19 protein-coding genes and 5 pseudogenes are annotated in these 24840 nt (G+C 60.2%); 11 read left to right on the top strand and 13 right to left on the bottom strand.

Features of this window, described 5'->3' with window-relative positions:
- Window positions 1–278: 278 nt before the first annotated feature.
- The gene (locus tag ACIPUD_RS36170) at window positions 279–566 is read right to left on the bottom strand and encodes a DUF1488 family protein (protein ID WP_446482562.1); all 288 of its coding nucleotides are present in this window, start codon (window positions 564–566) and stop codon (window positions 279–281) included.
- A 344-nt stretch (window positions 567–910) separates the two neighbouring features.
- On the opposite strand from ACIPUD_RS36170, the gene ACIPUD_RS36165 reads away from it, so the two are divergent.
- The 6 genes and pseudogenes from ACIPUD_RS36165 (at window position 911) to ACIPUD_RS36140 (ending at window position 6084) form a co-directional block, all read left to right on the top strand.
- Window positions 911–1138 carry a hypothetical protein gene (locus ACIPUD_RS36165; RefSeq protein ID WP_446482541.1) on the top strand — a complete coding sequence of 76 codons (228 nt, stop codon included), beginning with the start codon at window positions 911–913 and terminating at the stop codon, window positions 1136–1138.
- A 402-nt stretch (window positions 1139–1540) separates the two neighbouring features.
- A complete protein-coding gene (locus tag ACIPUD_RS36160) occupies window positions 1541–1900 on the top strand; it encodes a hypothetical protein (protein ID WP_446482540.1) in 360 nt (119 codons plus the stop codon).
- Between the two features lie 2 nt (window positions 1901–1902).
- Entirely contained in the window at window positions 1903–2100 is a 198-nt protein-coding gene (locus ACIPUD_RS36155; RefSeq protein WP_446482539.1) for a hypothetical protein, read from the top strand.
- Window positions 2101–2801: 701 nt separating this feature from the next.
- Window positions 2802–4067: a Tm-1-like ATP-binding domain-containing protein gene (locus tag ACIPUD_RS36150; protein WP_446482538.1), complete on the top strand. Its 1266-nt coding sequence runs from the start codon at window positions 2802–2804 to the stop codon at window positions 4065–4067.
- Window positions 4064–4711 (top strand): annotated as a pseudogene (locus ACIPUD_RS36145) (HAD-IA family hydrolase); the annotation flags it as partial. The gene ACIPUD_RS36150 and the pseudogene ACIPUD_RS36145, both read left to right, overlap by 4 nt.
- Before the next feature lie 23 nt (window positions 4712–4734).
- Window positions 4735–6084: an aminotransferase class III-fold pyridoxal phosphate-dependent enzyme gene (locus ACIPUD_RS36140; protein WP_446482537.1), complete on the top strand. Its 1350-nt coding sequence runs from the start codon at window positions 4735–4737 to the stop codon at window positions 6082–6084.
- A gap of 18 nt (window positions 6085–6102) precedes the next feature.
- On the opposite strand, the gene ACIPUD_RS36135 is transcribed toward ACIPUD_RS36140, so the two are convergent.
- Entirely contained in the window at window positions 6103–6771 is a 669-nt protein-coding gene (locus tag ACIPUD_RS36135) for a response regulator transcription factor (RefSeq protein ID WP_446482536.1), read from the bottom strand.
- 969 nt (window positions 6772–7740) lie between these two features.
- Here ACIPUD_RS36135 and ACIPUD_RS36130 point away from each other — a divergent pair.
- Together ACIPUD_RS36130 and ACIPUD_RS36125 are read left to right on the top strand one after the other, a co-directional pair.
- A complete protein-coding gene (locus tag ACIPUD_RS36130; RefSeq protein WP_446482535.1) occupies window positions 7741–8430 on the top strand; it encodes a methyltransferase in 690 nt (229 codons plus the stop codon).
- A 1059-nt stretch (window positions 8431–9489) separates the two neighbouring features.
- Window positions 9490–9585, top strand: a pseudogene (locus ACIPUD_RS36125) (glutamine amidotransferase-related protein); the annotation flags it as partial.
- A 617-nt stretch (window positions 9586–10202) separates the two neighbouring features.
- Here ACIPUD_RS36125 and istB read toward each other — a convergent pair.
- The 8 genes and pseudogenes from istB to ACIPUD_RS36085 form a co-directional block, all read right to left on the bottom strand.
- A complete protein-coding gene (istB, locus tag ACIPUD_RS36120) occupies window positions 10203–11042 on the bottom strand; it encodes an IS21-like element helper ATPase IstB (RefSeq protein ID WP_446482534.1) in 840 nt (279 codons plus the stop codon).
- A 20-nt stretch (window positions 11043–11062) separates the two neighbouring features.
- Complete coding sequence (gene istA, locus ACIPUD_RS36115) at window positions 11063–12364, bottom strand: IS21 family transposase (protein ID WP_446482533.1); 1302 nt, start codon at window positions 12362–12364, stop codon at window positions 11063–11065.
- A 686-nt stretch (window positions 12365–13050) separates the two neighbouring features.
- Window positions 13051–13469 (bottom strand): annotated as a pseudogene (locus tag ACIPUD_RS36110) (hypothetical protein).
- Between the two features lie 525 nt (window positions 13470–13994).
- A complete protein-coding gene (locus ACIPUD_RS36105) occupies window positions 13995–14777 on the bottom strand; it encodes a YggS family pyridoxal phosphate-dependent enzyme (protein ID WP_377789626.1) in 783 nt (260 codons plus the stop codon).
- A 1303-nt stretch (window positions 14778–16080) separates the two neighbouring features.
- On the bottom strand, window positions 16081–16932 hold the full coding sequence (panC, locus tag ACIPUD_RS36100; RefSeq protein ID WP_446482532.1) for a pantoate--beta-alanine ligase: 852 nt from the start codon (window positions 16930–16932) through the stop codon (window positions 16081–16083).
- Window positions 16933–16946: 14 nt separating this feature from the next.
- Window positions 16947–17818, bottom strand: a pseudogene (panB, locus tag ACIPUD_RS36095) (3-methyl-2-oxobutanoate hydroxymethyltransferase).
- Window positions 17819–18237: 419 nt separating this feature from the next.
- On the bottom strand, window positions 18238–18510 hold the full coding sequence (locus ACIPUD_RS36090; RefSeq protein WP_035973649.1) for a phosphoribosyl-dephospho-CoA transferase MdcG domain-containing protein: 273 nt from the start codon (window positions 18508–18510) through the stop codon (window positions 18238–18240).
- 5 nt (window positions 18511–18515) lie between these two features.
- Entirely contained in the window at window positions 18516–18824 is a 309-nt protein-coding gene (locus ACIPUD_RS36085) for a hypothetical protein (RefSeq protein ID WP_446482531.1), read from the bottom strand.
- A 257-nt stretch (window positions 18825–19081) separates the two neighbouring features.
- Here ACIPUD_RS36085 and ACIPUD_RS36080 point away from each other — a divergent pair, with 257 nt between their 5' ends.
- Window positions 19082–19732 carry a transposase gene (locus ACIPUD_RS36080; protein ID WP_446482530.1) on the top strand — a complete coding sequence of 217 codons (651 nt, stop codon included), beginning with the start codon at window positions 19082–19084 and terminating at the stop codon, window positions 19730–19732.
- 194 nt (window positions 19733–19926) lie between these two features.
- On the opposite strand, the gene ACIPUD_RS36075 is transcribed toward ACIPUD_RS36080, so the two are convergent.
- Window positions 19927–20268, bottom strand: coding sequence for a transposase DNA-binding-containing protein (locus ACIPUD_RS36075; RefSeq protein WP_007605899.1), 342 nt, complete (start codon window positions 20266–20268; stop codon window positions 19927–19929).
- A 211-nt stretch (window positions 20269–20479) separates the two neighbouring features.
- On the bottom strand, window positions 20480–21226 hold the full coding sequence (locus tag ACIPUD_RS36070; protein WP_446482529.1) for an outer membrane protein: 747 nt from the start codon (window positions 21224–21226) through the stop codon (window positions 20480–20482).
- A gap of 617 nt (window positions 21227–21843) precedes the next feature.
- On the opposite strand from ACIPUD_RS36070, the gene sbmA reads away from it, so the two are divergent.
- Entirely contained in the window at window positions 21844–23058 is a 1215-nt protein-coding gene (gene sbmA, locus ACIPUD_RS36065; RefSeq protein WP_446482528.1) for a peptide antibiotic transporter SbmA, read from the top strand.
- A 442-nt stretch (window positions 23059–23500) separates the two neighbouring features.
- Here sbmA and ACIPUD_RS36060 read toward each other — a convergent pair whose 3' ends face one another.
- Window positions 23501–24088 carry a GNAT family N-acetyltransferase gene (locus tag ACIPUD_RS36060; protein WP_094183269.1) on the bottom strand — a complete coding sequence of 196 codons (588 nt, stop codon included), beginning with the start codon at window positions 24086–24088 and terminating at the stop codon, window positions 23501–23503.
- Between the two features lie 434 nt (window positions 24089–24522).
- Between ACIPUD_RS36060 and ACIPUD_RS36055 the strand changes: the two are divergent.
- Window positions 24523–24810 (top strand): annotated as a pseudogene (locus ACIPUD_RS36055) (aldehyde dehydrogenase family protein); the annotation flags it as partial.
- Window positions 24811–24840 lie beyond the last annotated feature (30 nt).

Genomic DNA, 24840 nt, shown 5'->3' with positions numbered 1-24840 from the left:
TACTTACGGTCACAGCGGCCTATGACTGGAGGGCGGTGCCCTGAAGAACCATGTTGACCCCGGACGCTTGCAGGACTGCGATGACGTCGCTTGTCCAGAAAGCTCGATCATGGCCTTGGATGCCGAGGACGAGCGTAGAAGCTTTGCGGATTGGGAAAACAATGGCGGCCATGCTCAACAAGGCAATTACCGTCAGAGCTGCCGACGGCAGGGTATTGGCGAGGCTGCAGCCGCCAAGATCGGACCCTTCGCTGACCTAGACAGGAAGGCCGAACGCGCTACCGCGGCGTAAGCTGATGCGTCCGCACAACGGGCATCGTTGCGCCGGTGTCGTATTGTTCACTTGCGATCCGCGCGATCGTCGAGCGATGCCTCTTGAAGGTTTCGATAACGTCGTTTGGGCTGGATCCGTCTTCCGCAGCTCGATCCCGCAGGGCGGCTATATCTACTCTGCAATCGATGCGGTTGTCGCCCGCGAACATCGCAAAGAACAACGCTTCATTGTTCGCGGCATCGAACTCGCCAGATGGATCAAAGGTAAGGTATCTCGGGAGTCCGTCGCTCAGTCTTCAATAAATGGCGGCTCAGCCGGGATGAAGACTAACCCTCATCGCAGCGCTAAGCCCTTCAGCCGAAAGAACGGCCCCAGGCCAAGGTGGCTCGACCCAGGGCTGAGGCCGCTCCCGGCTACTGACCCGATAGCCTCACGCGTCTGAAACGCATGCAGAATAAAATCGGCTGGTAGGCATCGTTCCTATCTGCCGGGTTCTTGACGCTTCCCTGCCTGTTTTACCCTTTTTACGTGCATTCAGGACCAGCGGACTTAACCTGCATTAAGCAACTGGAACAGTCCGATTCAGGGGATTGGCCCACGGGCATGGAGCGAATGCGCTCCCCGAGGTACTGGCTTATGCGTGCGGAGGAGCTTCACGCCAAGGGCGGCAACTGCCAGTTTCCTGAAACCAGAGACACGCTGCGCAACGTCGCGCAAAACTACGAAGAGTTGGCCCGGAGGGCCGAGCAAGTCGTGACCCTCGCTGAGCTGGACGAGCGCAACTTAGAAGCTCGCCGGGTGGCGCAGGAATACGCCGACGACGAGTGCGCCGTCACGACTCAGCTTCGTCCCCGGATTAACTGACCGCTTTAGGACCTGTTTCGCCTGTGGTACGTTAGGCCCCATCGCCGGCCACAATTTTAGGGCGTCGGTCGAGTGAGAGACGCCACCGCGCTCCCGCCTCAAGCCGGAGCGCCTCTCTTTAATAACCATTCAGCCCGGAAACTCAGGAATTCTTGGACCGCGCGCAACGCGCCATAGAAGACGCAATCTCCCTCCGCGAGGAGGGGATCAGATGGCCGTAGCAAAGCAGCAAAGGCTCCTGCTCGAACTGCATTTGCCCAGCCAATTCCCCCCCGACACAGACGATAAGACCTCGTAAGCGGGCGGCCTCTTGATTGTCGGTCCCGGTTGAGTTGGCCAAAAGTGCGGCCGGAACGATCCCCCCAGCAGAGCAATTGCTCCTCTTAGAGTAGGAGTTGCGTCATGCGTCATGCGCCCTCGATCGTGCCGTTGGATCGGCTGGACCGGGACATCTACCTAGTCCGGGAAGACTTCGGCGCCCGAGCTGGCTGCTCCTGGCGTGAGACCGACGAGCAGGACACCGACGTCGAGACCATCATCCGGGACCTGTCGTCTGGCCAGTACGCCTATCCCGTCCGGATCGTCGCGTTCAACGCGATGGAGGGCTGGTCTCGCGATGCCACCAGCGAGATTGCCGATGAGCTGGCCGAGCGCGTCAGGGGCCGCGACGAGATCATGCCGGCCTTGCAGGCCTTCATCGAGGCAAACGTGACGCGCCGGTTCGGTATCCTATTGGCGCTGCCCCTGCGTGGAGCCGCTTGAGCATGGTGCGCCTGAACCCCGCCGAGCAGATCGAGCAGAGCTACGACCTCGCTATGATGGCACTTGCGGACTACCTGACAAAAGAGCACGACACGGCGACCATCATCCACCGGCTGATCCGGATCTTTGACCGCGACAGCCTGCGGGACGCCATCACGGAGGTCCTGGTCGACGCACGGGTGCATCCGAGGGCAAGATAGGATGCTCCGAAGGTTGATCCATGAACTGCGCCGCCTGCGAAGACACTGGCTGGGTATGCGAAGCCCACCAGGACCGCTCTTGGGATGGTCCACACGCCTGCGGCTGCGGCGCGGCCGGCGACCCTTGCCCCCGCTGCAATGCTTCCTCGGAACCCTACCGACCTCGACCACCAGCGGGCTTTCGGTTCAGCTTCGGCGTATTGGCGGATTTGGCCCGGTTCTTCCGGAAGAGATAGGCGGCGAGTCTCCCAGGTCACTTACGCCGGCGAGGGTGTGGTGAGCGTCTAGCGTCGCTCGCTCTTCCGCGCAGCTAATTCCTGGTCCAACTCCCTTCAAGCGAACGATCAGATTTTCCACTGTGCAATCGGAATGCCGCAATCACCGCACGCCTCGCGCGGCGAGCTCTTCGCCTGCGCCCTCGACCGCGGCGCCTGCAATGAAGTGCTGCCGCGGAGAGACGGCTGCGGATCGCCGCGCGTTGATGTCGGATTGCAACATGAGAACGCCCGGAGTGAAACGTTGGATCGGCGGCTGCGCGGCCGACCGCGATCATGCGCTTCATACAGCCTCGATACGACATTTCTCACAATCCACCGATAGGTGGATATCATGCATCGCCGCAAATCCATAACGTTGCAGCAACATTCATCTGCGCTCGGACATGGGCCGTTGCGCGTCCGTTCGCTGACACCGGCCTTCCAATGACCAACAGATCACGCCCTCGCATCCTGCTGATCGGCACCGGCGACACTAAGTCGGACGAGCTCCTGTTCATGCAGCGCTGCATTGCGGGCGCCGGCGGCGAGACCGTCTTGATGGACGTCAGCGTGCTCGGCGATCCCCCTTACAAGGCAGCGCACGACAAGCACGCGGTTGCCGCCGCCGCCGACACGACGATCGCCGCCGTGATCGCGAGCGGCGACGAGAATTCGTCGATGACCTTGATGGCCCGCGGCGCCGCCCGGCTGACGCGGCAACTCTGCGACGACGGCCGGATCGACGCCATGATCGCGATCGGCGGCACCATGGGCACCGACCTCGCGCTCGACGTCGCGCTCGCCCTGCCGCTCGGCTTTCCAAAGCTGATCGTGTCGACCATCGCCTTTTCTCATCTGATTCCCCCCGAGCGCATCGCCGCCGATCTGATGATGATCCTGTGGGCCGGCGGCCTCTACGGCCTCAACGGCACCTGCACGGCGGTGCTGTCGCAGGCCTGCGGCGCGATCGTCGGTGCGGCCCGCGGCGCCATCAGGCTGCAGCCCGAGGGCCCGATCTTAGCGCTGACCTCGCTCGGTAAGAGCTGCCTCAGCTACATGGTCGAGCTGAAGCCGCAGCTCGAGGCTCGCGGCTACGAGGTCGTGGTGTTCCACACCACCGGCATGGGCGGCCGTGCGATGGAATCGATCGCAGCGCAAGGCGGATTTGCCGCGGTGCTCGACCTCAGCCTTCAGGAGGTCGCCAACCAGGTGATGGGCTCGGTGGTAAACTCCGGCTCGGACCGTCTGATGAATGCCGGCCGGAACGGCATTCCGCAAATCGTCGCGCCCGGTGCCATCGACATGGTGGACTTTCCCGCCTGGCTGCCGGTGCCGACGGAACTCGCCGATCGTCCGCTCCATGCGCATAACCGCCTGCTTGCGTCCGCGACCTCCGGTGCCGTCGATCGCCGACGGATCGCGCGCGCCATTGCCGCGAAGCTTGCGCAGGCGACGGCGCCAGTAGCTTTCGTCCTTCCGTTCGGCGGCACCCAGCGATGGGATCAGGACCGCGAGACGCTGTACGATCCCGAAGGCCTCAGCGCCTTCGTCACGGAAATGCGTGCTGCGATCCGCCCGCCCGTCGAGCTTCACGTGATCAAGGACCACATCAATCACCCGGGCTTCGTCGCGAAGATCCTGGCGATCTTCGACCGCTGGGTGGCAGACGGCATCGTTCCAGCCGGCAAGGTTCCGGCGGAGCAGACATGAGCATATCCACGCCAAGGGCACTGGTGCTGGATTTCCGCGGGGTGATCTCAAAAACCTTGTTCGAAACGCATGATGCGACGGAAGCCGCGCGGCGTTGCCAAGGGAGCACTGACCTGGCGCTGGCCATTCGCGGAGGACCCCGATCTGCTCTGGTCGGCGATGCAGCGCCGAGAATTGTTGGAGCGCGCATTGGCTGACTCGCAGCCGGGAGGTCGGCCGCTCGTCGGCAAGGACTGGTGGGATATGCAGACCTTCGTCCGTCGCGCGCGCGGCGCTGATCCGATGCTCATCATCCGCCCCGAAGCGGGGCGCGCCATCCGGATCGCGCGAGGAGCCGGCCGCAAGGTCGCCATTCTCTCCAACCAGGCTCGACATCTTTTAAGGCGCGGAGTTTTCGGCGCAAGCGGCCGCTGCTCGGGCGTTCGAGGTTATCGTCGACGCCACGCACACCGGCATCCTGAAGCCCGACCCCAGGCCTATGGCGCCGTGTGAGATGCCCTCGAGCTCGCGCCGCAGGCCTGCGTGTTCGTCGACGACCAAGAACGTAACATCAAGGGTGCGATCGCCTGCGGGCTCTCGACTGTCTGGTTCGATGTTCGACATCCCCAGAACCTTACCGGCAGGCCCTCCACATGCTCGGCCTTGCCTTTCGACAGCGGAGCCATCCATGCGCGAAATCGATTTTCTCATCGAGAACAATGCCCGCCGGATCTGGCATCCGATGGCGCATCCCAAAGACATGCAGGACCATCCGCCGCGGATCATCATGAAGGGCGAGGGCATCCACGTCACCGACATCGAAGGCAAGACCGTGCTGGACGCTGTCGGGGGGCTCTGGAATGTGACGCTCGGTTACAGCTGCGATCCGATTAAGAAGGCGATCGCCGATCAGCTCAAGGAGTTGCCCTACTCTTCCGGCTTTCGCGGCGTCTCGACGGGACCCGCGATCGAGCTCGCCTATGAGCTCACCGAATGGTTCAAGCCGGAGGGCATGGTGCGCGCGTTCTTCACCTCGGGTGGATCCGATTCCGTCGAGACCGCGTTGCGGCTCGCACGGCAATATTGGAAGATCAAGGGCCAGCGCGACCGCACCAAATTCGTGGCACTGAAGAAGGGTTATCACGGCACGCATTTCGGCGGCGCATCCGTCAACGGCAATGCCAATTTCCGCCGCAACTACGAGCCGCTGCTGCCGGGCGTCTACCACATCCCCTCGCCCTGGACTTACCGCAATCCCTTCAACGAGACCGACCCTGCGAAGCTCGCGCAGCTCTGCGCCAATGCGCTCTTCGACGAGATCGAATTCCAGGGCGCCGACACCATCGCCGCCTTCATCATGGAGCCGGTGCTCGGTGCCGGCGGCGTTATCGTCCCGCATTTGAGTTTCATGGGACTGGTGCGCGAGATCTGCGACCGCTACGGCATCCTCCTGATCTCGGACGAGGTCGTCACCGGCTTCGGCCGCACCGGGGCATGGTGCGGCGCGCGGCTCTGGAACGTCAAGCCGGACATGATGACAATCGCCAAGGCCGTCACATCGGGCTATTTCCCGCTGGGCGCCACGATGATCGGCGATAAAATCGCCGAGGCGTTCGAGAGCGACGAGACGAGCTTCGGCTCGATCGGCCACGGCTACACGTATTCCGGCCATCCCGTCGGTTGCGCGGCCGCCATCGCCGCGCTTGCCGAAACAAAGCGGCTTAAGCTCGACGCCAGGGCCGAGGCCTCCGGCGCCATCCTCAACGAGGCGCTCGCGGCTCTCAAGCAAAAGCACGAGATCGTTGGCGACGTGCGTGGCAAGGGCTTGATGGCGGCGCTTGAGCTGGTCGCCGACCGCGGCAGCAAGAAGGCGCTCGACAAGAAGCGCGTCGGAAAGATCGCCGATGCCATCTACGATGCCGGCGTGATGGTGCGCGTCTCCGGCAGCACTATTATCTTCTCTCCGCCGTTGATTATTACGGCCGAGGACGCCAGGACGATCGCTCACGCGATCGACCACGGCCTTGCGACTGGTTGATGAAGGCAGGCGTGGCCGCTAATTCGGCCGCGCCATCAACGCCACCACCGCGGAGCGCGTCTCCACACCGAGCTTTTGAAAGATGTGGATGAGGTGCGTCTTTACCGTCGCCTGGCCGATCTTAAGGCACTCGCCGATCTCGCGATTGGTGCGGCCGCAGCACAACAGCCGCACCACATCCATCTCGCGGCTGGTCAGCCCGTAGCGCTGCCCGTCCTCGGACGCGGCGGCGCGGCCGACCAGGTTGAACTGGAGGTACTGGTGCATCTTCTCGGCGATGGTCACGGCGCCCTCCGGGATCCTGGCCTTCCTGTCCCATACGACGCTGATCCCGGCGACAATCTGGTCGTCGCACCGGAAGAAGAAATCGAGCATGTCGACGATGCCGCATTGGCCGATGAACGAGCGGTAGAGTGCTGTCTCGCCTGCTTGCTGGCCGGCCATCGTCTTACTCAGGCGCGCCACCGAAAGGTGGCCCGCATGTCTCGGATGCTGCGGGTCGAAGGCACTCATGCCGTCGAGGTACTGTAGATGAAACGGCTCCGGAATGCGCGACAGGAGGAAGCGCCGGAGGTTGTAGCCCTCGTCGACTTCGTAAAATGCCGTCGCCGAGCCCTCCAGCATGGAATGGGCAAAATGCATCGCTTCGTTCGTTGCGGTGTCCGAGCGGCCCATGAGCATCAGCATGGCCAACCCTCCTCGATTCCACTCCATTTGGGACATCTGGTAGTTCCTCGCGCAGGCGACGCCCGCAGAGGCACTGCTTTTACTTGGGCAATTTCCGGGCCACCGGTTTAAGTTGCCGCCGAGCCGAGGCCCGAGCCGGTCTGCGCCTCCACCGATTGGCCGATTGACTGGACAGCGGCACCGGCACGTTCGCCGCATCCGGTTCGATCCTCGCACCAATTGCCGGCCTGGACGACCAATTGATTGCCGAACACACAAGCCGCGTCACATCGTGACGCCCTGCATTGAGACAAAACAAAATGAATTCGCATCGCGCGACGTTGCACAATGCGGGCAGCATCGATCTACTCGACCTAACCGAGCTTTAATTCGCACGCCACGCGCGCGAGATGGTCCGCTCCGCATATCAACACACGTACGGCTCAACCCTTGTCCTATTCCGACATTTTGTTCTCAAGCATACATCTATGGCGCGACAACCAGGATGAGAACGCGGATCTCGGCCGTCCAGACATCAGCGGCACGACGACATCACGGAAGATGATGCCGATCGAGAGCTCAGGGCCTTCCGACGGCTAAGCAGACAGCCGTACCGTGTTGCGAGCTCACGGTAGGGGCTTGTGATCAGCGTCCCGGGGGCCGCGGACTTTTGCGCTCGATCGTATGGTTGGAACGACCCGCAATGTGTGGGCGCATGTCTAGACCCAGCTCGAACTTAATCCGGCCAACGCTTGGCATGGACGTTGCTATTGAGAGCTACGACACCAAGCGAGTGGGCGCGGCCAGATGAGCAATATCTTCCTTGGGCCATATCCGAGAGGTGCAACACCGCGCCCGAGCGGATCAACCTTCTCAGCCCGATCATCGAGTTTAACGTTGAACGGCTTGCCGGTTTCGCACGCGTCTGGCCCCACCCTGTTGCTGCCCTGGACTACTCCCGCCGCTCGCTAAGCACTCATGGAGGTTGAAATGATCACCCAACTCGGCGCATCCGTACGCAGCCAAACAACAGACGTCGATGCAATGCTGGCCGAACTGCGTTTGAACAATGATCCGCACGATGTCGAAGTCGGCGGGATGTCTTTGCACATCCTGCCCGGGGTTTTGTCACCGCGCCTAAGTCACGCACCGGACGCACTGATATCAAAATGGCACATCGAGCCCGGCGCGGCGGTACTCGATCTTGGGTGCGGATCCGGTGTGCTGGGCCTTGCAGCACTCCGTGCCGGGGCAAGACGTCTAGTCGCTCTCGACATAAATCCGCAGGCCGTTCTCTCGACGAAGATAAACATCGAGCGATTAGGCTATGGGGATCGAGCAGAAGCAATCGAGAGTGACACCTATGCTGCGCTACAACCTGGAGCACAATTTGATACCATTATCTTTGCCGCCCCCTATTGGAACCGCAAGGCCAATGACGATCTGGAGCGTTCGTGTTTCGATCAAGATCACAAGGTCATGGCCGCCGCGGTCGGAGGGGCGCACGTCTGGTTAAGTCCGAAGGGTGCGATGTATGTGATTTTTTCCGATCAGGGAGACGTTGGGTATGTCATGAACCTGATCGGGGACAGCAAACTGCGCGTCAGAGACATGCATATTTTCCGACCGACCATTCCAGGCGGGCACGTACGCATTGTTTGGAAGCTATCCGCACGATGAAGATCTATTCGCCAACAAGCGCGCGGGACCCACATCAGCGCTTGCCGGTGCAGCAAATCAGGCCAATTTGCATGTTCCCGACCGAGCTGAAATCACTTGGCCGCGTGCAGCGAGTGCGCATCTCGATCGCGACCGTCGAGAGAGCCGGTGCCGTGCTCCAGACAATAGCCTCCCAGAACACACCGGTTGGCTTTACCCCGGAGTGCTAGGTGAGCATTTATCCCGCCCGGGCTCGAGCGGTTCGGCCGGACGCGTCTTGGGGAACGGGCACAATTCGCCGCCCTGACAAGTGAGATCTGACGCTGTGGGCGAGATAGCGTTGCGGGCTCGAATTGCGGAGCAGCGGCCGAAGGAGATTCAGCTAAACACCAGGCAGTGCGATTGTCGTATTCTTCACCGCAAACGATAAGGCATATATCGACAAAATAATCGAAGCCCTTTCCGTTCTCGCCAAAATCCCGTACGCGCGCCGGCTTGAAGTCGCTCGCAACCGCAGAGTGACCGGCTAAACGAAATTGACGTGAGTTCGACAAGGAAAGGCCAGCTCGAAGCCTATAAAGCGCACGAGGTTTACCAGCAATCGATCCGGCAGGTAAGCGGCTGCGAGAGCTACGTCTCGCGGCCGACTACAGCATGCCTGCAGATGCGGAGCCAGTATGTTCGGCTGGCCCTCGCCACGGGCGTGGTTAGCTGACAGGCATATAGGGGTTTTTTTGGTGATATAACGCTCGCCTTCGCCGGTCCGAATTATGAACATCCATATATCGCGGAGCGACAGAGTCATGCAGTAGTGGAACTGCAGTGGATTGAGCCCGTCACAGGCATGCGAGGCCTCTCGCAACGGAGGCACCTCACGTTCCTGGATAGCGCATGAGCGACCCGGTACTCGGGCAGCCTCTTATGTGATGTGCGATCACTTCTGCGCTTATATGATCGCGGACGGGAAAGCTATCTGCAACGGAGAGACCATTGTGGGTGATCCGAGGGTGGCACTTCGCGCTCTGCTAGTGACAGCGCTCTGGGACAGGGCGATCATGGCTCTTGCCCATCGCCAATCAAGCGACATACGGCGTGCAGTTCCATCCGGAGTCGATACTCGCATCACAAGGGGACGCACTATTCGCAAACTTCCTGCGGCTTGCAGAGCTTTCTTAAACGCGGCCGTATAGATCGGTTTCACAAATGCGCGGCTCGATAAGATACCGGTCAACGCGAAAAGAGCAGTACTGCGGAAATATGGGTCGAGTTCATTTGCGGCGGGCAGCACAGAGACCGCTAAGCCGCTTGAACCTATCAATACCTTTCAGGTGCTCGGATCAATAGAACTCTATCACGATTGATAATTTCCGGATGCCGTTATAGAATTCTCAGGAGAAGTGGCATCTGCTCGCCCGTCCTTCGGCGCTCTGCTTCTGCCGTGCCGATCTTGTAATTATTCGACGCGACGATCCCGTGGCACCGCCCATGATCAGAGTAGCGGGACCAGCTCATTCAGCCGCGGACCCTTAAATCGGGCGAGCGTCCGTAGAGTTCGCTCACGCGCGCCAGCGGTCTCGCTTCCCTCCGCTCTGGTTCAAAACGAGCGAAACGCCGTGGGCGGCACTTCGCGTAGAGCTTCTCCGGGCGCTCTCGCAGTCCATCTCTTGTACGTCCAGCGTCATGTCCAATCCTCGAGCGATAAGATCCGGGAAACGATGAATATCGGTGGGGTGTCAAACGCCATCCGGAACTGCCCCCTTTGCGTCATGAAGAACTGCCCCCCACCATCGGGATTATGATTTCGGTTGAAGGTTGTTTCCGCCGGTGACGGGCCGGAGGGAGGCGGAGCCGACCGGAGGGCCGTCACCGGCGGTCGGCGTCTTGATGAGGCCGCTCTTGCGCTTGGCTCGGAGCCGGTAGCTGTCGCCGCGGATCGTCAGCACGTGGCTGTGGTGCAAGAGCCGGTCGAGGATCGCGGTGGCGACCACGGGATCAGCGAACACGGTGCCCCATTCGGCAACACTGCGGTTCGAGGTGATCAGCATGGCGCCAGTTTCGTAGCGCCGGCTGACCAGTTGGAAGAACAGATGTGCCGCGTCAGGTTCCAGCGGCAGGTAGCCGAGCTCGTCGACGATCAGCAGCTTTGGCTTCGATAGCGCGAGCAGTTTCTCGTCCAGACGCCGTTCGCCATGGGCCTTGGCAAGGCCTGCGACCAGCGTCGTCGCCGTGGTGAACTGCACCGTGTACCCGGCCAGGATCGCCTCTCGCCGCAGCGAGATCGACAAGTGCGTCTTGCCGACTCCGGGTGGCTCGAGCAACAGCACGTTCTCTCCGTTGGCGATCCAACGTGACGCGGCAAGGTCACGGATCTGTTTGGGATCGATCGACGGCTGCGCCTCGAAGTCGAAGCCCGCCAGTTCCTTGACGGCTGGGAAGTGTGCGAGCTTCAGCGCCATCTCGATGCGGCGATGATCCTTGCGTGCGATCTCGCGCTCGCACAGCAGGATCAGCGTCTCACGCGCCGACAGGGTCGCGCGCGCCGCCTCGTCGAGCAGGCTGTCGAGCTGATCGCGGATGCAGGAGAACTGCAATCGCGCCAGCATGGCATCGAGCGGATCGATCGTTTCTTCCATTATCTTCTTTCCCCACGCCATCAGAAGCCTCCTCCGACCACCGCTTCGTATTCGGCCAGAGAGCGTAACAACGACGGCGGTGGAGACGGATTCAGCACCGCCGCGATCTCCTGGCGGACCGCGCCATTGCGCCCAGCGACACCATCGAGATGGGCGGCGTCGACGATCCGCAGCCGGCGTCCCTCCGATTGCTTGTGCACTGCTACCTGGTGCAATCCATGGCGGATCCGGACTTCGCCGGCCGCGATCGTTACCGCCACGCGCTCGCCAATAAGGCGCCAGGGCACCGAGTAGCTGTTCGTGTCGATTTCGACGGCGCAATCATTGCCGACGACGCGGGTCAGTTCACGCAACGATCCGAACGACGGCTGCCCCCCGAGCGGCTTCAACCGATGTATCTCCTCACGCGCGAAGCGGATGATCGGCGCCTCGCCGGTCGTGCCGTGGATACGAACGTTCGCAACCTCACGCTCCCATCTGTCGAGATGCGCCTCGAATGCTTCCCAACTTGAGAAGGAATGACCGGCGATCGCATTCTTCTTCACGTAGCCGACGCCGTTCTCCGTCTTGCCCTTCGTGCGCGCCCGATATGGCGCGCAGGCGCGAGGACGGAAGCCCCAATGCTTTGCGAAGGCTATAAGCTTGTCGTTGAACTGAACCGACCGGCTCACCGCGTCGTGGCGCACGACAAGCGCGCGTGGATTGTCCATCAGCACTTCCTCCGGCACACCGCTGAAGGTCGTGAATGTGCTCTCGAGCCCGGCGAACCAATGCTCCTGCCTCTCGGCCCGGAACGCACGCACATGGAGCCGTCGCGAGTGCCCGAGCGTCGCCACGAACACGAATGCCTTGACTTTCGCCCCTCCGATCTCGACCAGGCGCTCCCCGAAGTCGATCTGCAGCTGCCGACCCGGTGGCGTCTCAAACCGCGTCGTCGCCAGCGCCTCCGCCTTCAGCGCCTGGCGATAGGGCTGCACGGCGCGTTGCAGCGTCCGCCGGCTGACTGCCACGCCTTTCTCGGCCAACAGGTCTTGGCGCACCACATCGGCATTGCCGCGATGCCGAATGAGCCTCTCGCGCAGCCAGCCCTCAAGGCCGTCGAGCTGCTTCTTCCGCTCAGGCGACTTGAACGGCTTCACACCGCCCGCCGCAACGTAGTCTTTCACAGTGTGATGGCTGCAGCCCAGCTGCCGCGCAATCCGCTTCACACCCCATCCGCACGCCCTCAGGCGCATCATCTCCGCCACCTCATCCGGCGTCTTCATCACCTGCCCCCGTGGATCATTCCACGGCGAGCCTTCAGTGATTCGTTCCCGCTTCATTCACTCTCTCCTCAGCTATTCGAGGAGGGGCAATTCCTCGTGACGCAGAGGGGGCAGTTTTCCACGGCGCGCGACAGTGGGGGCGCGGAGGCTGAAAAGCAGACGGTCCTGCTCGCTTGCACGCTCGAATCTCGGTTCCAGAATTAACCTCGACCCAGGGCATCAATGTTAATTTGGGGTCTTGATTGCGGCGACGCATCGGAGCGTTACGTTCAGGCACCGGTCATTGCCCCGTCCGGGTTCACCCAGTGCGAAGACGGCGCGCCATTCTATTCGGCGCGGCGGCTTCGTTGCCTGGCCACGCGCGTCCGTTTGATTTTGATGCGGGCGTCAAGAGATGGAGCGCTCGAACTCATCGATATGCGACGGCAAATCCCTGCTTCTGCGAAGCTAGCACCCTGACGTATCTTTTGGGCAGGCTAACAATCGCATATCTCAGTGACCCACCGAGCCCTGCTGACGGAGGCAGTTGCACGAGGCGTTCACGCGAAACAATGGCAAGTGTTGAGATCATCAGCAGAGGACCACTCGCGTGCGGTAAGGCTAACAAGTGGATCACATTGCAGAAGGCGATCGCCGGGTTGAGGCTTACCTGCAGCCGCGGAGCTGCCGATGTATCGCGTAAACGGCGCCTTCGCGGCTAGGGGCTGCCGCTGTCACAGGCGGCGGTCCCGCCCATGAGCGGACTAGTAAGCACGCCGTACTACTCGGAGCAGGGCGGGCAGTCTCGGACAAAACCGCTTGGCAAGCGCGCGCACTGCGGCTTCGTCGGTCTCGAGCGCGATCTTCTGAGCGAGCATCACGTCGCCGGCTACGAGCGCTTGTTCGAGAACGAAACACCACCCGATCTTAGGCTACATGTTTCATCAAGCTCCAAAACTATGGTGCCCTGATGAATTCGATACCGTCGCCCGATGTGAGAGCCGGTGACTTCGAAATAACCATCGCATCAAATTGCGCACGCTGCTCTTGGAGATAACCAATTGCGCAGAAGGCGTCGCGCACGCGCGTCCGGCCCATTTTGCTCGATGAAGCTCCGATAAAGCGAACGCGGGGCGCGCAAACGCGCGCTACTTGCGACACCGCCGCGTCTAAGCAAAAACATTTGCCGCGCCGGCGAGTCTGGCTAGTCCCGACAAGGCGCGAACAGAGCAGCGTCTCACCTGCATTCGGATCAAATGCCCGTACGGGTTTCAGATCACCCGCCGCCGTCCGATTGACAGCGATAAACCGCGGCCTGTCAGCTTGTTGAAGCGCGGCTCGGCCTGGCCAGGCCCTTCAGGTCGCTTTGGTCAAAACAATGTCGGCTGCCGCCTGTATGGTCCATCACGATTTGGATAGCCATGGAAGAGAACTCCGCAAGCCCTAGCCCTGACGCAGAAGAACCTCGCGGCGCACCTTAGTGTTCCTGGTCGCGCAGAAATTCGCCGTGTTTTCCGTTGGGCGGCCCGCCTGCAATCGGCGAGGCTCCGGCGTGTCGACTTAGAGTGGGTCCGCCATCGAGCCTGGTCAGCTCACAAGGGGCGCCATGCGGATCGTGACGGGGCGACTTGCAAGCATTCGTGTGGTGATTTTACTCTGCTGTTGGCAGGCGACGGACGAAACAGAACTCGCGGCAGGTCCCGGGGCCTCACTCGGATAGCGCGCTGGTGGGGAGAGGAAGCCCGGGCCAATACTGTCCGTCCTTGGTCGGCCGAGGTCCGAATATCGCCTGACCAACTCTTATGACATCGGCACCTTCCTCGATTGCTATCTCGAAGTCACTTGTCATCCCCATTGAGAGGAGATCAAGTCGCGTCGATGTTCTATCGCGGAGTGCGTCTCGAAGCCCCCGCAGCAACTTGAAACATTCGCGAACCTTGTCCGCCTCTCCGCTCAGGACGGCGAGAGTCATCAAGCCGCGAGGGACAAGGGCTGGATAATCGGACAGCCGAAGAACAAAGTCCTCTACCTCGTGGGGCGGCAAACCGTATTTGCTCACCTCACCCGAGGTGTTGACTTGGACGAACACGTCGAGATGCCGGCCTTCGGCGCTCAGGCGGGCCTGGAGCGCTTCAGCCAATCTCAAGGTATCCAACGCATGAAACTCGTTCGCGAACTTGACCATGGATTTCACTTTGTTCGTCTGGAGGTGACCGATGACACTCCAGTTCAACGACAGGTCGGCCAAATCGCGGACCTTGCTCTCCGCCTCTTGGACCTTGTTCTCGCCGAACTCGCAAAGGCCGAGTTCGGATGCGATACGGATAACCGCGGCGGGTACGGTCTTGCTGACAGGCAAAACACGAACTTCTGAACGCCTGCGGCGAGCCCGCATACAAGCCCGATTTATGCGCTGCTCAAGCTCATCAAGATTGGAGCGCAATAACGAGCGCGGATCGTCCGTGAATCGGGCGCTATTCATCTGTGACATCGCGAATTCCTCGCTTCCACGTCCATGGTGTTTGACATGGCAAACGCCGATAATTTCGGTAGCACATAAAGCAGAGTCGAGTCCGGCTAGTTCGTCAGAACCTCTCCCATCGACGCATAATCCAGGCCGTATCCCCTCATAGGGACGTCCTAATCCCAGACAAGGTGCTCCGGATCTCCCGATCCGCCATCGCCCAACTCGCCGCTCTGGCTCAGGGAGGCCAGCACGGAAACTTCTGTGCTGCTCGGGAGAGACAATTCACGCCCCTCCATTCACGAGTAAGGTTCATATTCGTTCAAATCGGGGCAGTTCTGGTTGAGCGCCTTACCATCAACGATGCAGAAATATGCGCTTGTCGGCAGGAAAACCCACTACAATGGCGTCGAGAGCGGCCTTTATCGGTGCAGCCGTCACACGCGGACAGCAATCGAGTATCTATCCGAGAGCCGCACTTTTTTCGGATGCAACATTTTCAGAAGCGCCGCTCCATACTGCACCGCATCGGCCTGCGCCATCACGCTCGTGCTGCAAATTGTCGGCAGGACTGGATGCGATCACCGAATTTCGATAGGTTTCTCCGTGGAAAGCAGTTCGGGGATGTAGGCCGACAAAACGTGACCCGCCAGATCCGCCAAGGATTTGGGCCAGCGGCGGTGTTTGACTTATACTTCCGACCCTTGAGATGGAGTGTGTAGTCAGTACGCCTTTGCGACGTCACCTGACCCGGTGCCTGCGTGTCCAGGGTCATCGCGATGTCGACTTCGCGCGTCGTGAGTGAATAGAGGCGCGGGAGGTAACAAGCTTGGTCTCAATGTGGAGTCGTGGATCCGAACGCCGCGACTGTCATCTGACTGCTGTGCGCAAGTTGGAGATGGTCGACGGTGCCGAAGATGCTGGGAGCTGAGACGGCTTGCTTTTCGAGCGAACTAGCGGCGAATTCCGCAGAAGCACCGGGCGCGCACTCCATTCACTACGGTCGCCTTTGGCGGCGCCGGGCCCAATCGGACCGGCCCACGTCCACACTGAGTCCGTTCAGGGACAAAACGGCGATGAGTCCGGCGCTGAGCGGCTTGAACTTTGCGCACCCAGCCCTTCATCGCTAAATCCATGTCCGACCCACATCCAGATGCTAAGGTTTGCGCTGCGTCGGCGGAACAAGGGTCGCGGAGTGCGCGACGCTCCAATCCCGGACCTGCACCGTCTCAAATCGCTGGGTTGGGCCCACGGCCTGAGCAGGTGAATCGGTCGGCCGATCCGTGGATTATAACGAAAAGATAGTTTATCGGTTTGGTTCTGAATTGCGCTACGGAGTTGGTAGTCCCAGTAGGACGTTGTCAATCAGTCGGGTCGAACCAACGTAGGCTGCGACACAGAGCGCCGCCGGAAACCGCAGGGGACTCTCGGCGCGCTTGAGCGTATCACCGTCGACAAGTTCAAGATATTGCAGCCGATCCACTGTCTCAAGTTGCCGCTCGGCGATCGCAATCAGCTTGTCCACCTCGCGCACTCCTGCGCGGAATTCTTCCGCCGCGGCGAACAGTCCACGACTGATGGCAACGGCTCGCCGACGTTCTTCCTTGCTGAGATACCGATTGCGGCTGCTCATCGCGAGCCCGTCCGGTTCCCGAGCGGTTGGCACGGTGACGATCTTGATGGGAAGATTGAGATCTGTCGCCATGCGACGCACGACCGCGCATTGCTGAAAATCCTTTTGCCCGAAAAACACGACGTCCGGATGCACCATGTTGAACAGCTTGCACACGACGGTCGCCACGCCCCGAAAATGCCCAGGCCTGAAAGCCCCGCAGAGTGGCTTCGCCAGTTGGCCCGGCTCGACGAAGGTCTCGAATTGAGCCGGATAGACTTCCTGTGCACCCGGCGCGAACACAATCTCAACACCGGCATCGCGGCACAATTTTTCATCGCGCACGAAATCGCGAGGATAGCTGCTGAGATCCTCGTTTGGTCCGAACTGAGTCGGATTGACGAAAATGCTAACGACGGTGACATCGCATTGCGCTCGGCTCGCCTCGACCAGGGCCAGATGGCCATCGTGCAAATACCCCATCGTAGGCACTAACCCGACGCGTTTGCCCGCGCTGCAAGCCTTCGCGAGCTCACGACGAAGCTCAGCGACCGTGGTAATCGTCTGCATCGTTGCACCTTACATCAGGTTGGGTTGGGAGGAGCCCAGGTTGCGATAATGTCACTCAGGCTTTCAGGAAGCCGATAGCACTCCTGCGGCGCCGGGAACGCACCGGTGCGGACATCGGCAGCCCAGCGCGAGAGCGCCTCTTGTAACATCTGAAAACCATCTGCATAGGCGCGAACGAATTTGGGCCGATGACCTATGGTTAGCCCCAGCACGTCATGGAATACGAGCACTTGGCCCGAGCAGTCGGGACCCGCGCCGATTCCGATGGTTGGTATCGATAGCGATTCGGTCGCTCGCTGGGCTAGCTCGGCCGGAATGCCTTCAAGCACCAACGCGAAGCATCCGGCCTCCTGCAGACGGTGAGCGTCATCGAGCAGCCGTAAAGCGTCATCGGCGTTCCGGCCCTGCACCTTGAATCCGCCCATGACATTGACGCTTTGCGGCGTGAGGCCGAGATGGCCCATGACAGGAATTTCGCAATCGACCAAGGCACGCACCATTTCCACGCGCTTGGCCCCGCCCTCGAGTTTCACGGCATCTGCGCCTCGCTGCAGGAACCCTCCAGCGTTACGTATCGTCTCCTCCGGACCAAGGTGAAAGCTAAGAAACGGCAGATCGGCCACGAGCAGAGCACGGGGCCTTGTGCGTGCAACAGCCTCCAGATGATGTTTATCATTGCCATGCTGACCGGCAACGTGTTGTCGAATCCGAGACAGACATTGCCAACACTGTCGCCCACAAGAATGATGTCGACGACGGGGTCGGCGATGCCTGCCGTAACCGCATCATAGGCGGTGGTCATGGTGACACGCCGCCGCTCCTGCCTCCACCGCCGCAAGATTGGAATTGTGACCCGCTCAACTGACACTTCCGAAGCGTGGCTCATTTTTGATACGTTCCATCAACTAGGCGAACGGTAATCCGATGTTGCGAGCGACGCGGCTGAGTACTACGCGCATCCTGGGACCATGCTTTCGTAGAGGACAAGAGAAAACTGTCAACAGTGAAAGGAAGAAAGAAACATATGTCTCCAAGGTCGCCGACCGAGTGCACAAACATTCCAATGGTCGCGCGACCACCAAGCAAGAATTTCCAAATTCAAATTGTCATGTGGAAGCACCTTGAGTCACGCCGCGCCTCAAGGCGCGCTGGGGCGGTCGGAGCCATTCCAGATGAGAGCGCACGGGACGACGCAGGGGGTCGCTGATCTAGTCGTGCCGAAGCGCTGCGATTAGCTTATGGTCTTCCAGTGGCGGAAAGGTGAAGCTGTGGTCAGTCGGGGTCCGGGTCAGTGGTCCCGCGGACTCAGGTCATGCTGTCGACACCGCCTTGACGCTTCACCAGGAGTTCGGCCGTTTCCGCGGTTGTTGGCTCACGCCATTGCACGCTGCCCGCGGCACAAATGATCTCTTGGTCGAGCCGCATCAGCGCTTGGCGAGCGATGTCGGCGATGTCAGAGCGCAGGGTGCTGGCCTGCTTGGTTGCCGCCACCCTGCAAAGCAGGTCGAGGTCCGACCAACCCGCAAATGAATGACCCGCGATCGCGTTCTTCTTCACGTAGCCGAGGCCATTCTCCATCTTCTCTACGTGCGCGCCCGATACGCAGCGCGGGCGCGAGGACGGAAGCCCCAATGCTTCGCGAACGCAATGAGCTTGTTCTTAAATTGAACCGACCGACTCACTGCGTCATGGCGCACCACGAGCGCGCGTGGGTTACCGCACAAAAACGCCACCCATTCGTCGGCGCTGGCACCTACCGGATGTTGTAGTAGACGTGCGCTCTGCATGGCACCCGCGACTAATGCACGCGAGACTTCTTCTGACTTGTGATTTTTTGCATTTGTCGGCGCCTGGATAATGGTCTGGTGCTGCAGGTCGGCTGCGGCGCGCAAGCGATGACATCGATTGTGCAAGAACCGACCCAGATGCGTGGCCGGCGCTGTTCGCATGGCCGCTCAAGGCCAGTCGTCGAACATTTTGAGGCTCTTGCCTATACTGAGATAGATCGGGACTTAGCGGCTGTCCTTCAGTGCGGACTAGGGCTTGCAACATACTATGCCCCACCAACCCTAAAGCCTGTTGCAGCAAAAGCAACGGACCGATCAACCTGCGGCCGATCAAACCGCCTCCTCACCGCTCCGCCGATCGGTTGACCGCAGCCAACCATATTCACACTTGCTGTTTTCTATTTTCCTTCCACAGCCCTTACACGACGATCTACAATCGCTTCATCGCTGGGCAAGCGAGGACGATGGTGCGCAACTTCGAAGCGCTGGCCACGCCTGGCGAAGATCGGTTTGTGCTGTCGCTCGATTCGACCTCGATTAAAGCTCACCGGTGTGCCTCCGGCGGAAAAGGGGGAGCACAATCAAGCAATCGGCCGCTCGCGTGCAGGCCGTACGAGGAAACTCCATACGCTGAGCGATTCCTTTGCCGGCCGGTCGTCCTGCATCTGACGGCAGGCCAGGATGCCGATATCGCAGCGGCTCCCGATGTGCTGGCGCTCGCGCCACCTATGAGTGCGCTCCTCGCCGACAAAGGGTACGACGGCGACAAGCTTCGCGGCGAAATCATTCGTCGCGGCGCGAAACCCGTAATCCCCAATAAATCTAACCGTGTTGCCATCCAGCGCTTCAACAAATGCGCCTACAAAGGCCGAAACGTCTCGAACACTGCTTTTGCAGGCTCAAGGACTCCCGGCGCATCGCCCCGCGGTGCGACAAGCTCGGCCGGAATTTCTTGGCCGCTGCGCCTCTTGCCGCTCTCGTCGCATATTGGCTCAATTGAATTTGGATCCTAGTCTTCTTGAGCGCGGCGGCCCCTTGAATTTCTTCTGGGTCCGGAATTTGACGGCGGCCAGCCCAAGCGGAGCCCTTCAGTCGTCACCGCCAGGCTCGAGTGCATCAGGATGCCGCAAACCGTGTGCGACCTCAGGTAGCCCGCCTTGTCCCCGGCCGCTGTTTATGCTCTTCGTGATTCGGATCGATCGGAGTTCTATCTTTGATAGCTGAACTCGGTCGTATCATCGAGCACTAGAACCGGACCGCCGGCGGCAATCGTGCGCTCACGCGCCGATTGAAAGTGGCCCGCCAGAATGTCCGCTTCGCTGACCCGGTCATTAGAGAAGAAGCGATAAGCTGCCTTGGTATTCGCCCAATTGGCAGACGAGCGGAATACTTTGTCCGATGGCGCTTCCAATCTGCGTGAGCAGCGGAATCTGTCGCCGAGCCGCGCGTCCCTAAACTGGCATCCACTAGTCTCTCGATCAATCCAACATTCACCGCCTAAAAATCGCAAACGGCCTTTTGCCGATCGATCCCTCAATGTGAGCCCCATAGAGCACCCCCTCGCGCATCAGGTGCTCAGCAAGGAACACAAGTGATTCTTCAAGATTTTGCTGATCAGCGGATCAGCTCAAGCGGAGAAAGTTATGGGTAATTGAAAGCCGGTCAACCGCGCCAGTCGCGGCGCTCCGTGCCATGCCTGGCCCACCAAAATAGGCCCCGGGCCATAGGCCAAGGCCTTATCCACCTTTTTGAACGATAGATCAATATTTGAGAAGAATCGGGCCGCCAAACTGATAGTTGAGCCATGCAGTCATAAGATCGAGATCCTGGCGGATGCGGTCGACCCCACCAGCGGGCTCGGTGAAGCCGACCATGGTTGGCCGCATGAACAGGTGTGCGTACTCGAATCCAATCGACCAATTCGGTGCGAAGCCGTACTCGAAACCGGCTGCCAACGCGGCGCCCCAAAGAACGTGCTTGCTTTCTCCACCTAAGTCGCCCGTCGTCCAGATGACCCGAAACGTATTGCTCGTCACCGCGGCGCCACCTTTGGCGTAAAGTAGTACGTTGTCGAAGGCATAACCGATCTGCCCCGTTACCAGGCCGAACGCATCAATCTTGGTCTGGTTGATATCCAAAAAAGCCACGCTGGGATTCCAACCAGTCAAATGAGCCCAGTTCCCCTGGCCTTCAACACCAAGCACGATCGGGCCCGTCTGCCATCGACAGCCGATCTGCCCGCCCACGCTTCCGCCGGTGGCATCATGGCAGCCCTCAGGCTTGCCACCATCGGAATCCCAGCAATTCGAGCTTGAACCAAAGCCGCCGTTCATACCGACGTTGTAGCCGCTCCAGTCGTAGATTGCAGCCGCGACGGGCCGCGGGGCATTGGTGTAGAGAGGCTTGGCCGGCTGCGCAGCCAGATCCGCGCCGAATGCGGGCACCAACGCGCCAAGCCCCACAATGCTCACAGTCGCAAGCAACAAGTTCTTCAGTTCTACTCTCATCTCTTCAGTGCCCCGAGCCTCATGCGTCTTAACCACGTCCGCGCGAATTGCTGTAACTGCATCGCAACATTTGCGCTGAAAGAAATGCGTGAACCGAACGCTGCGTCAGGTTGCGGTGCAGATCATCTCCAACAGCGTCGCAATCCACCTTCGCGTGCGAGCATAGATTGCGGCCGCTGATTTCAGCGGAGTAAGCGCACGCAAGTCAGATCGTCGCAAGCCACACCGCAAGTGAGAAGAGTGAAGCGGTTTGCAAAACTCTTGCTCTTGTCCCGTGCCGCCACTAGAGACCCCGTTACGACCATGCTCGTGTTGCACTCACCGGCTCCGAGAGATCAGATGAAGTCTATTCGATTGAATCAATGTCCTGCAGATGCTGACCCGTTCGTCGCAGATGCCGCTGTGTCCCGCGGTCGACAGAGCATGCGAAACACGGGATGAAGGATGCGGCCCGAAGGATTTTGCTTATTGGTTGAGCGAGCCGTTCTCCACCCGAGGCTTCCTACCACACCGCCAATGCCCAGATCGCCGATAACGCTTGCCGACCGGTGGTGGCCAGCGGCCGCGGTGTGTTCATCTTCTGAGCTGAAGTTCTGAGTCGATAAAGGACAGCGAGCATGTTCGTTTCATTCTTCCCTCGACCAAAGTTGATCTTTGCGTCGTCAATTCTTTGGACGGCGTTGGCGATGGCGTTTTGGTATGTATTTGCCGGCAATCTCTTTCCAGCCCCGGAGAAGCCGGTCGGGCTTGCGACGTTCTGGTCGGCCTCGGCGCTGTGGTTTGATCTCTATTTTGCGCTGGCCGTTACGGTGTTCGCGGCTGCATGGATGTTATTTGCCCCGCATCCCTGGGCGACGTGGTCCATTCTTGGTTCGGCGCTGATCCTGTTCACCTCTTACTTTCAGGTCCAGGTCTCGGTCGCGATCAACAGCTGGTATGGACCGTTCTATGACATGATCCAGGCTGCGCTTTCGAAGTCGGCGCCGGTCACGGTCGAGCAGTTCTACAGCGAGTTGTCGACCTTTGCCGGCATAGCGCTCGTGGCCGTCGTGGTCGGCGTGATGACGCGATTCTTCGTCAGCCACTACATCTTCCGCTGGCGCACGGCGATGAACGATTTTTATGTCGCCAACTGGCCGCGGCTGCGCACGATCGAAGGCGCCTCCCAGCGGATTCAGGAAGACACCATGCGCTTTGCCAGCACCATGGAAGGTCTAGGCGTCAATCTCATCAGCGCGGTGCTGACACTGTTGGCGTTCCTGCCGGTTCTGGTGAGGCTGTCCAGCAACGTCACGGAGCTGCCTCTGTTCGGCTCGATTGCCTATCCGCTGGTGTTCGCCGCGGTGATCTGGTCGATCCTGGGCACCGGCGTTCTCGCGCTTATCGGCATCCGCCTGCCCGGAATTGAATTTTTCAACCAGCGGGTCGAAGCGGCCTATCGCAAGGAGCTCGTGCTCGGCGAGGATGATACGGCGCGTGCCAATGCGCCGACATTGAGCGTGCTGTTTAGCGACATTCGCAGGAATTACTTCCGGCTCTATCTGAACTTCATGTACTTCAATATCGGCCGGATCGTCTATCTGCAGACCGACGTCATCTTTCCTTATCTGCTGCTTGCGCCCACAATCATCGCGGGCAGGATCGCCCTCGGCGCGATGAACCAGATCTTCAACGCGTTCACGCAAGTACGAACCTCGTTTCAGTATCTCGTCAACTCCTGGAGCACGATCGTCGAACTGATCTCGATCTATCAGCGGCTGCGGAGTTTTGAGGCAAAGATCCACGGTGGGCCACTGCCGTCGATCGAGACACAAAAGGAGCCAGCCTCATGATTGGCGTAGCTGCAGGAGTTGACGAAACCCGGCCCTTGAGCCCGCCCCCACACTGCGGTCATCGCGTCCTTGATCGTAGCCCCATATCCTCGCTTGTGCTCTCGCGGTGCCTCGACCGGCCTCGGTCCAACTGTTGTGCGTGCCCGAATTGCACGCACCGCATACTTGCGATGCCAGCCGGTCGTCGCGCATATCGCATCGAGATGCGCCTCTTTTCCGCCCGGGTGGCCGACCGGCAACGATCCCGTTCGGCCGACACCACCTGCCGCCGCGCGCCCATGCTGATCTTTCCCGCCATAGACGCCACCGGACCAATTCGATGGCAGCGACCCAATCACCGGCGAGAAGTTGTCCAGTAACAATCCGGATGAGGCAATGCGCCTCAGTTCGTCTCCAAGGACGCTTCGGGAGCCGCAGCATGCGAAGCGTCTCCGAATTCCGTTCACCGCGTCTTTCGCAACATCGGCGTAAGTGGCGGTGAGCACCCATGCTGTATCTCTCCAATAATCTTGAACCCGTGGCGTTGGTAAAACGGAATGTTTTCAGGATTCGAACTTTCGAGGTAGGCAGCGAGGCCCTGCTCATCACAGCGTTGAAGAGCGTACTTCATCAGCAATGTGCCAAGCCCTTGTCCGGCCCAGTTCGGATCGACAGCGATCAGGGGCAAATACCAATGTGGCTCGGAGGGATGATGTTCGGCCATTCCCTGGCGCAGGTGTGCCATATGTTCGCTGATTTCAGGGCGCAGGGACAGCGCCATGATTGCGTCCAGCGCATCCTCATCCTGCTGCACGCCCGGAGGCAGCCACAGGGCCGCCGCGCGAGTCTCTCCCGTGACGTATGCTGTGCCATGCTCGAATGCTCGTCCGCCACAGGCCTTGATGAACTGAGTCATGCTGCCAAGATATTGCCCAGGGTCCGGCCAACTCCAACGCATCAAAGGATCGGCGGCAAAGCCGAGGACAATCGTCCAGACGATTCTTGCCCGAATACTTGCGTTCGCCGAGGTGACGCCCGGCTCTCTTGTCATGATGCACCGCTTTTCGATCGCAGGGTTGAAGGTTGGAGCACAGGACCGATACCTTGGACGTGAGCGGAATGGATGTGCCCCGAACATTCATCCCCTTTAGTTTCCGCCTCCGGCTCTCATCCCGCCTCAGAAGGCCGCCTTCGACGGCGGCTTCGGACGAAGGTTCTCGCTGCGAGCCCCTGACCCTTGGGCCTGCCGAGGACTTGTGCTTTTCGCCATGAGAGCGTCATCTGGATCCTGCCCTTTCCGAAAGGAAGGGCTCATTTTACCGGCGTCGACAAGCCTGGCAGCCTTCCGAAGGAAGCGAGGAGGACGATTAGTGTTACAAGGTGATCTTGTTTCGCCAAACGTTGCGAGTTGCATTCGCTCGACGAGTCTAAGCACCGCAGTCTAATTTGGAACCTGCCAACCCAGGTAGGTGCTTGGGATTGACTGCCCCAAGGATTGCCAACGACTTCCCCTTCAGCCTTGCCGCAGCGATCGCACCCGTGACGTCGCCCGCGCGGATCGAGTTGCCGCCTCCGTCGGCCGGCGTCGTCTGGGTCAACGATCATCACCGGCTCGACCCCGCCTCGCCCTGAGGCGGCCTCGCCGCCACCGGCCGCGAATGTGGCACCCAGACCTTCGACGACCACCTCGAGACCAAGAGCGAGATGATCGCCACGCACGAGCAGCCGTTCGACTGGTATCGCGACACGGCCAACCAGAAGCGGCTGAACTAACAGAACGACAAGCGGCAGACGTTCGAAGAA

This window comes from Bradyrhizobium sp. CAR08 (genome assembly GCF_052871955.1).
This window is presented reverse-complemented; position numbering and strand designations above follow the sequence as displayed.

What these genes read in the sequence shown, in the direction of transcription:
- ACIPUD_RS36135 (WP_446482536.1), bottom strand. Translation starts at nt 6,771, where the DNA reads ATGCTGATGCTCATGGGCCGCTCGGACACCGCAACGAACGAAGCGATG.
- istB (WP_446482534.1), bottom strand. Translation starts at nt 11,042, where the DNA reads ATGGAAGAAACGATCGATCCGCTCGATGCCATGCTGGCGCGATTGCAG.
- ACIPUD_RS36130 (WP_446482535.1), top strand. Translation starts at nt 7,741, where the DNA reads ATGATCACCCAACTCGGCGCATCCGTACGCAGCCAAACAACAGACGTC.
- istA (WP_446482533.1), bottom strand. Translation starts at nt 12,364, where the DNA reads ATGAAGCGGGAACGAATCACTGAAGGCTCGCCGTGGAATGATCCACGG.
- ACIPUD_RS36165 (WP_446482541.1), top strand. Translation starts at nt 911, where the DNA reads ATGCGTGCGGAGGAGCTTCACGCCAAGGGCGGCAACTGCCAGTTTCCT.
- ACIPUD_RS36060 (WP_094183269.1), bottom strand. Translation starts at nt 24,088, where the DNA reads ATGACAAGAGAGCCGGGCGTCACCTCGGCGAACGCAAGTATTCGGGCA.
- ACIPUD_RS36070 (WP_446482529.1), bottom strand. Translation starts at nt 21,226, where the DNA reads ATGAGAGTAGAACTGAAGAACTTGTTGCTTGCGACTGTGAGCATTGTG.
- ACIPUD_RS36090 (WP_035973649.1), bottom strand. Translation starts at nt 18,510, where the DNA reads ATGGAGAATGGCCTCGGCTACGTGAAGAAGAACGCGATCGCGGGTCAT.
- ACIPUD_RS36105 (WP_377789626.1), bottom strand. Translation starts at nt 14,777, where the DNA reads ATGTCACAGATGAATAGCGCCCGATTCACGGACGATCCGCGCTCGTTA.
- ACIPUD_RS36160 (WP_446482540.1), top strand. Translation starts at nt 1,541, where the DNA reads ATGCGTCATGCGCCCTCGATCGTGCCGTTGGATCGGCTGGACCGGGAC.
- sbmA (WP_446482528.1), top strand. Translation starts at nt 21,844, where the DNA reads ATGTTCGTTTCATTCTTCCCTCGACCAAAGTTGATCTTTGCGTCGTCA.
- ACIPUD_RS36075 (WP_007605899.1), bottom strand. Translation starts at nt 20,268, where the DNA reads ATGGGGCTCACATTGAGGGATCGATCGGCAAAAGGCCGTTTGCGATTT.
- ACIPUD_RS36155 (WP_446482539.1), top strand. Translation starts at nt 1,903, where the DNA reads ATGGTGCGCCTGAACCCCGCCGAGCAGATCGAGCAGAGCTACGACCTC.
- ACIPUD_RS36150 (WP_446482538.1), top strand. Translation starts at nt 2,802, where the DNA reads ATGACCAACAGATCACGCCCTCGCATCCTGCTGATCGGCACCGGCGAC.
- ACIPUD_RS36140 (WP_446482537.1), top strand. Translation starts at nt 4,735, where the DNA reads ATGCGCGAAATCGATTTTCTCATCGAGAACAATGCCCGCCGGATCTGG.
- panC (WP_446482532.1), bottom strand. Translation starts at nt 16,932, where the DNA reads ATGCAGACGATTACCACGGTCGCTGAGCTTCGTCGTGAGCTCGCGAAG.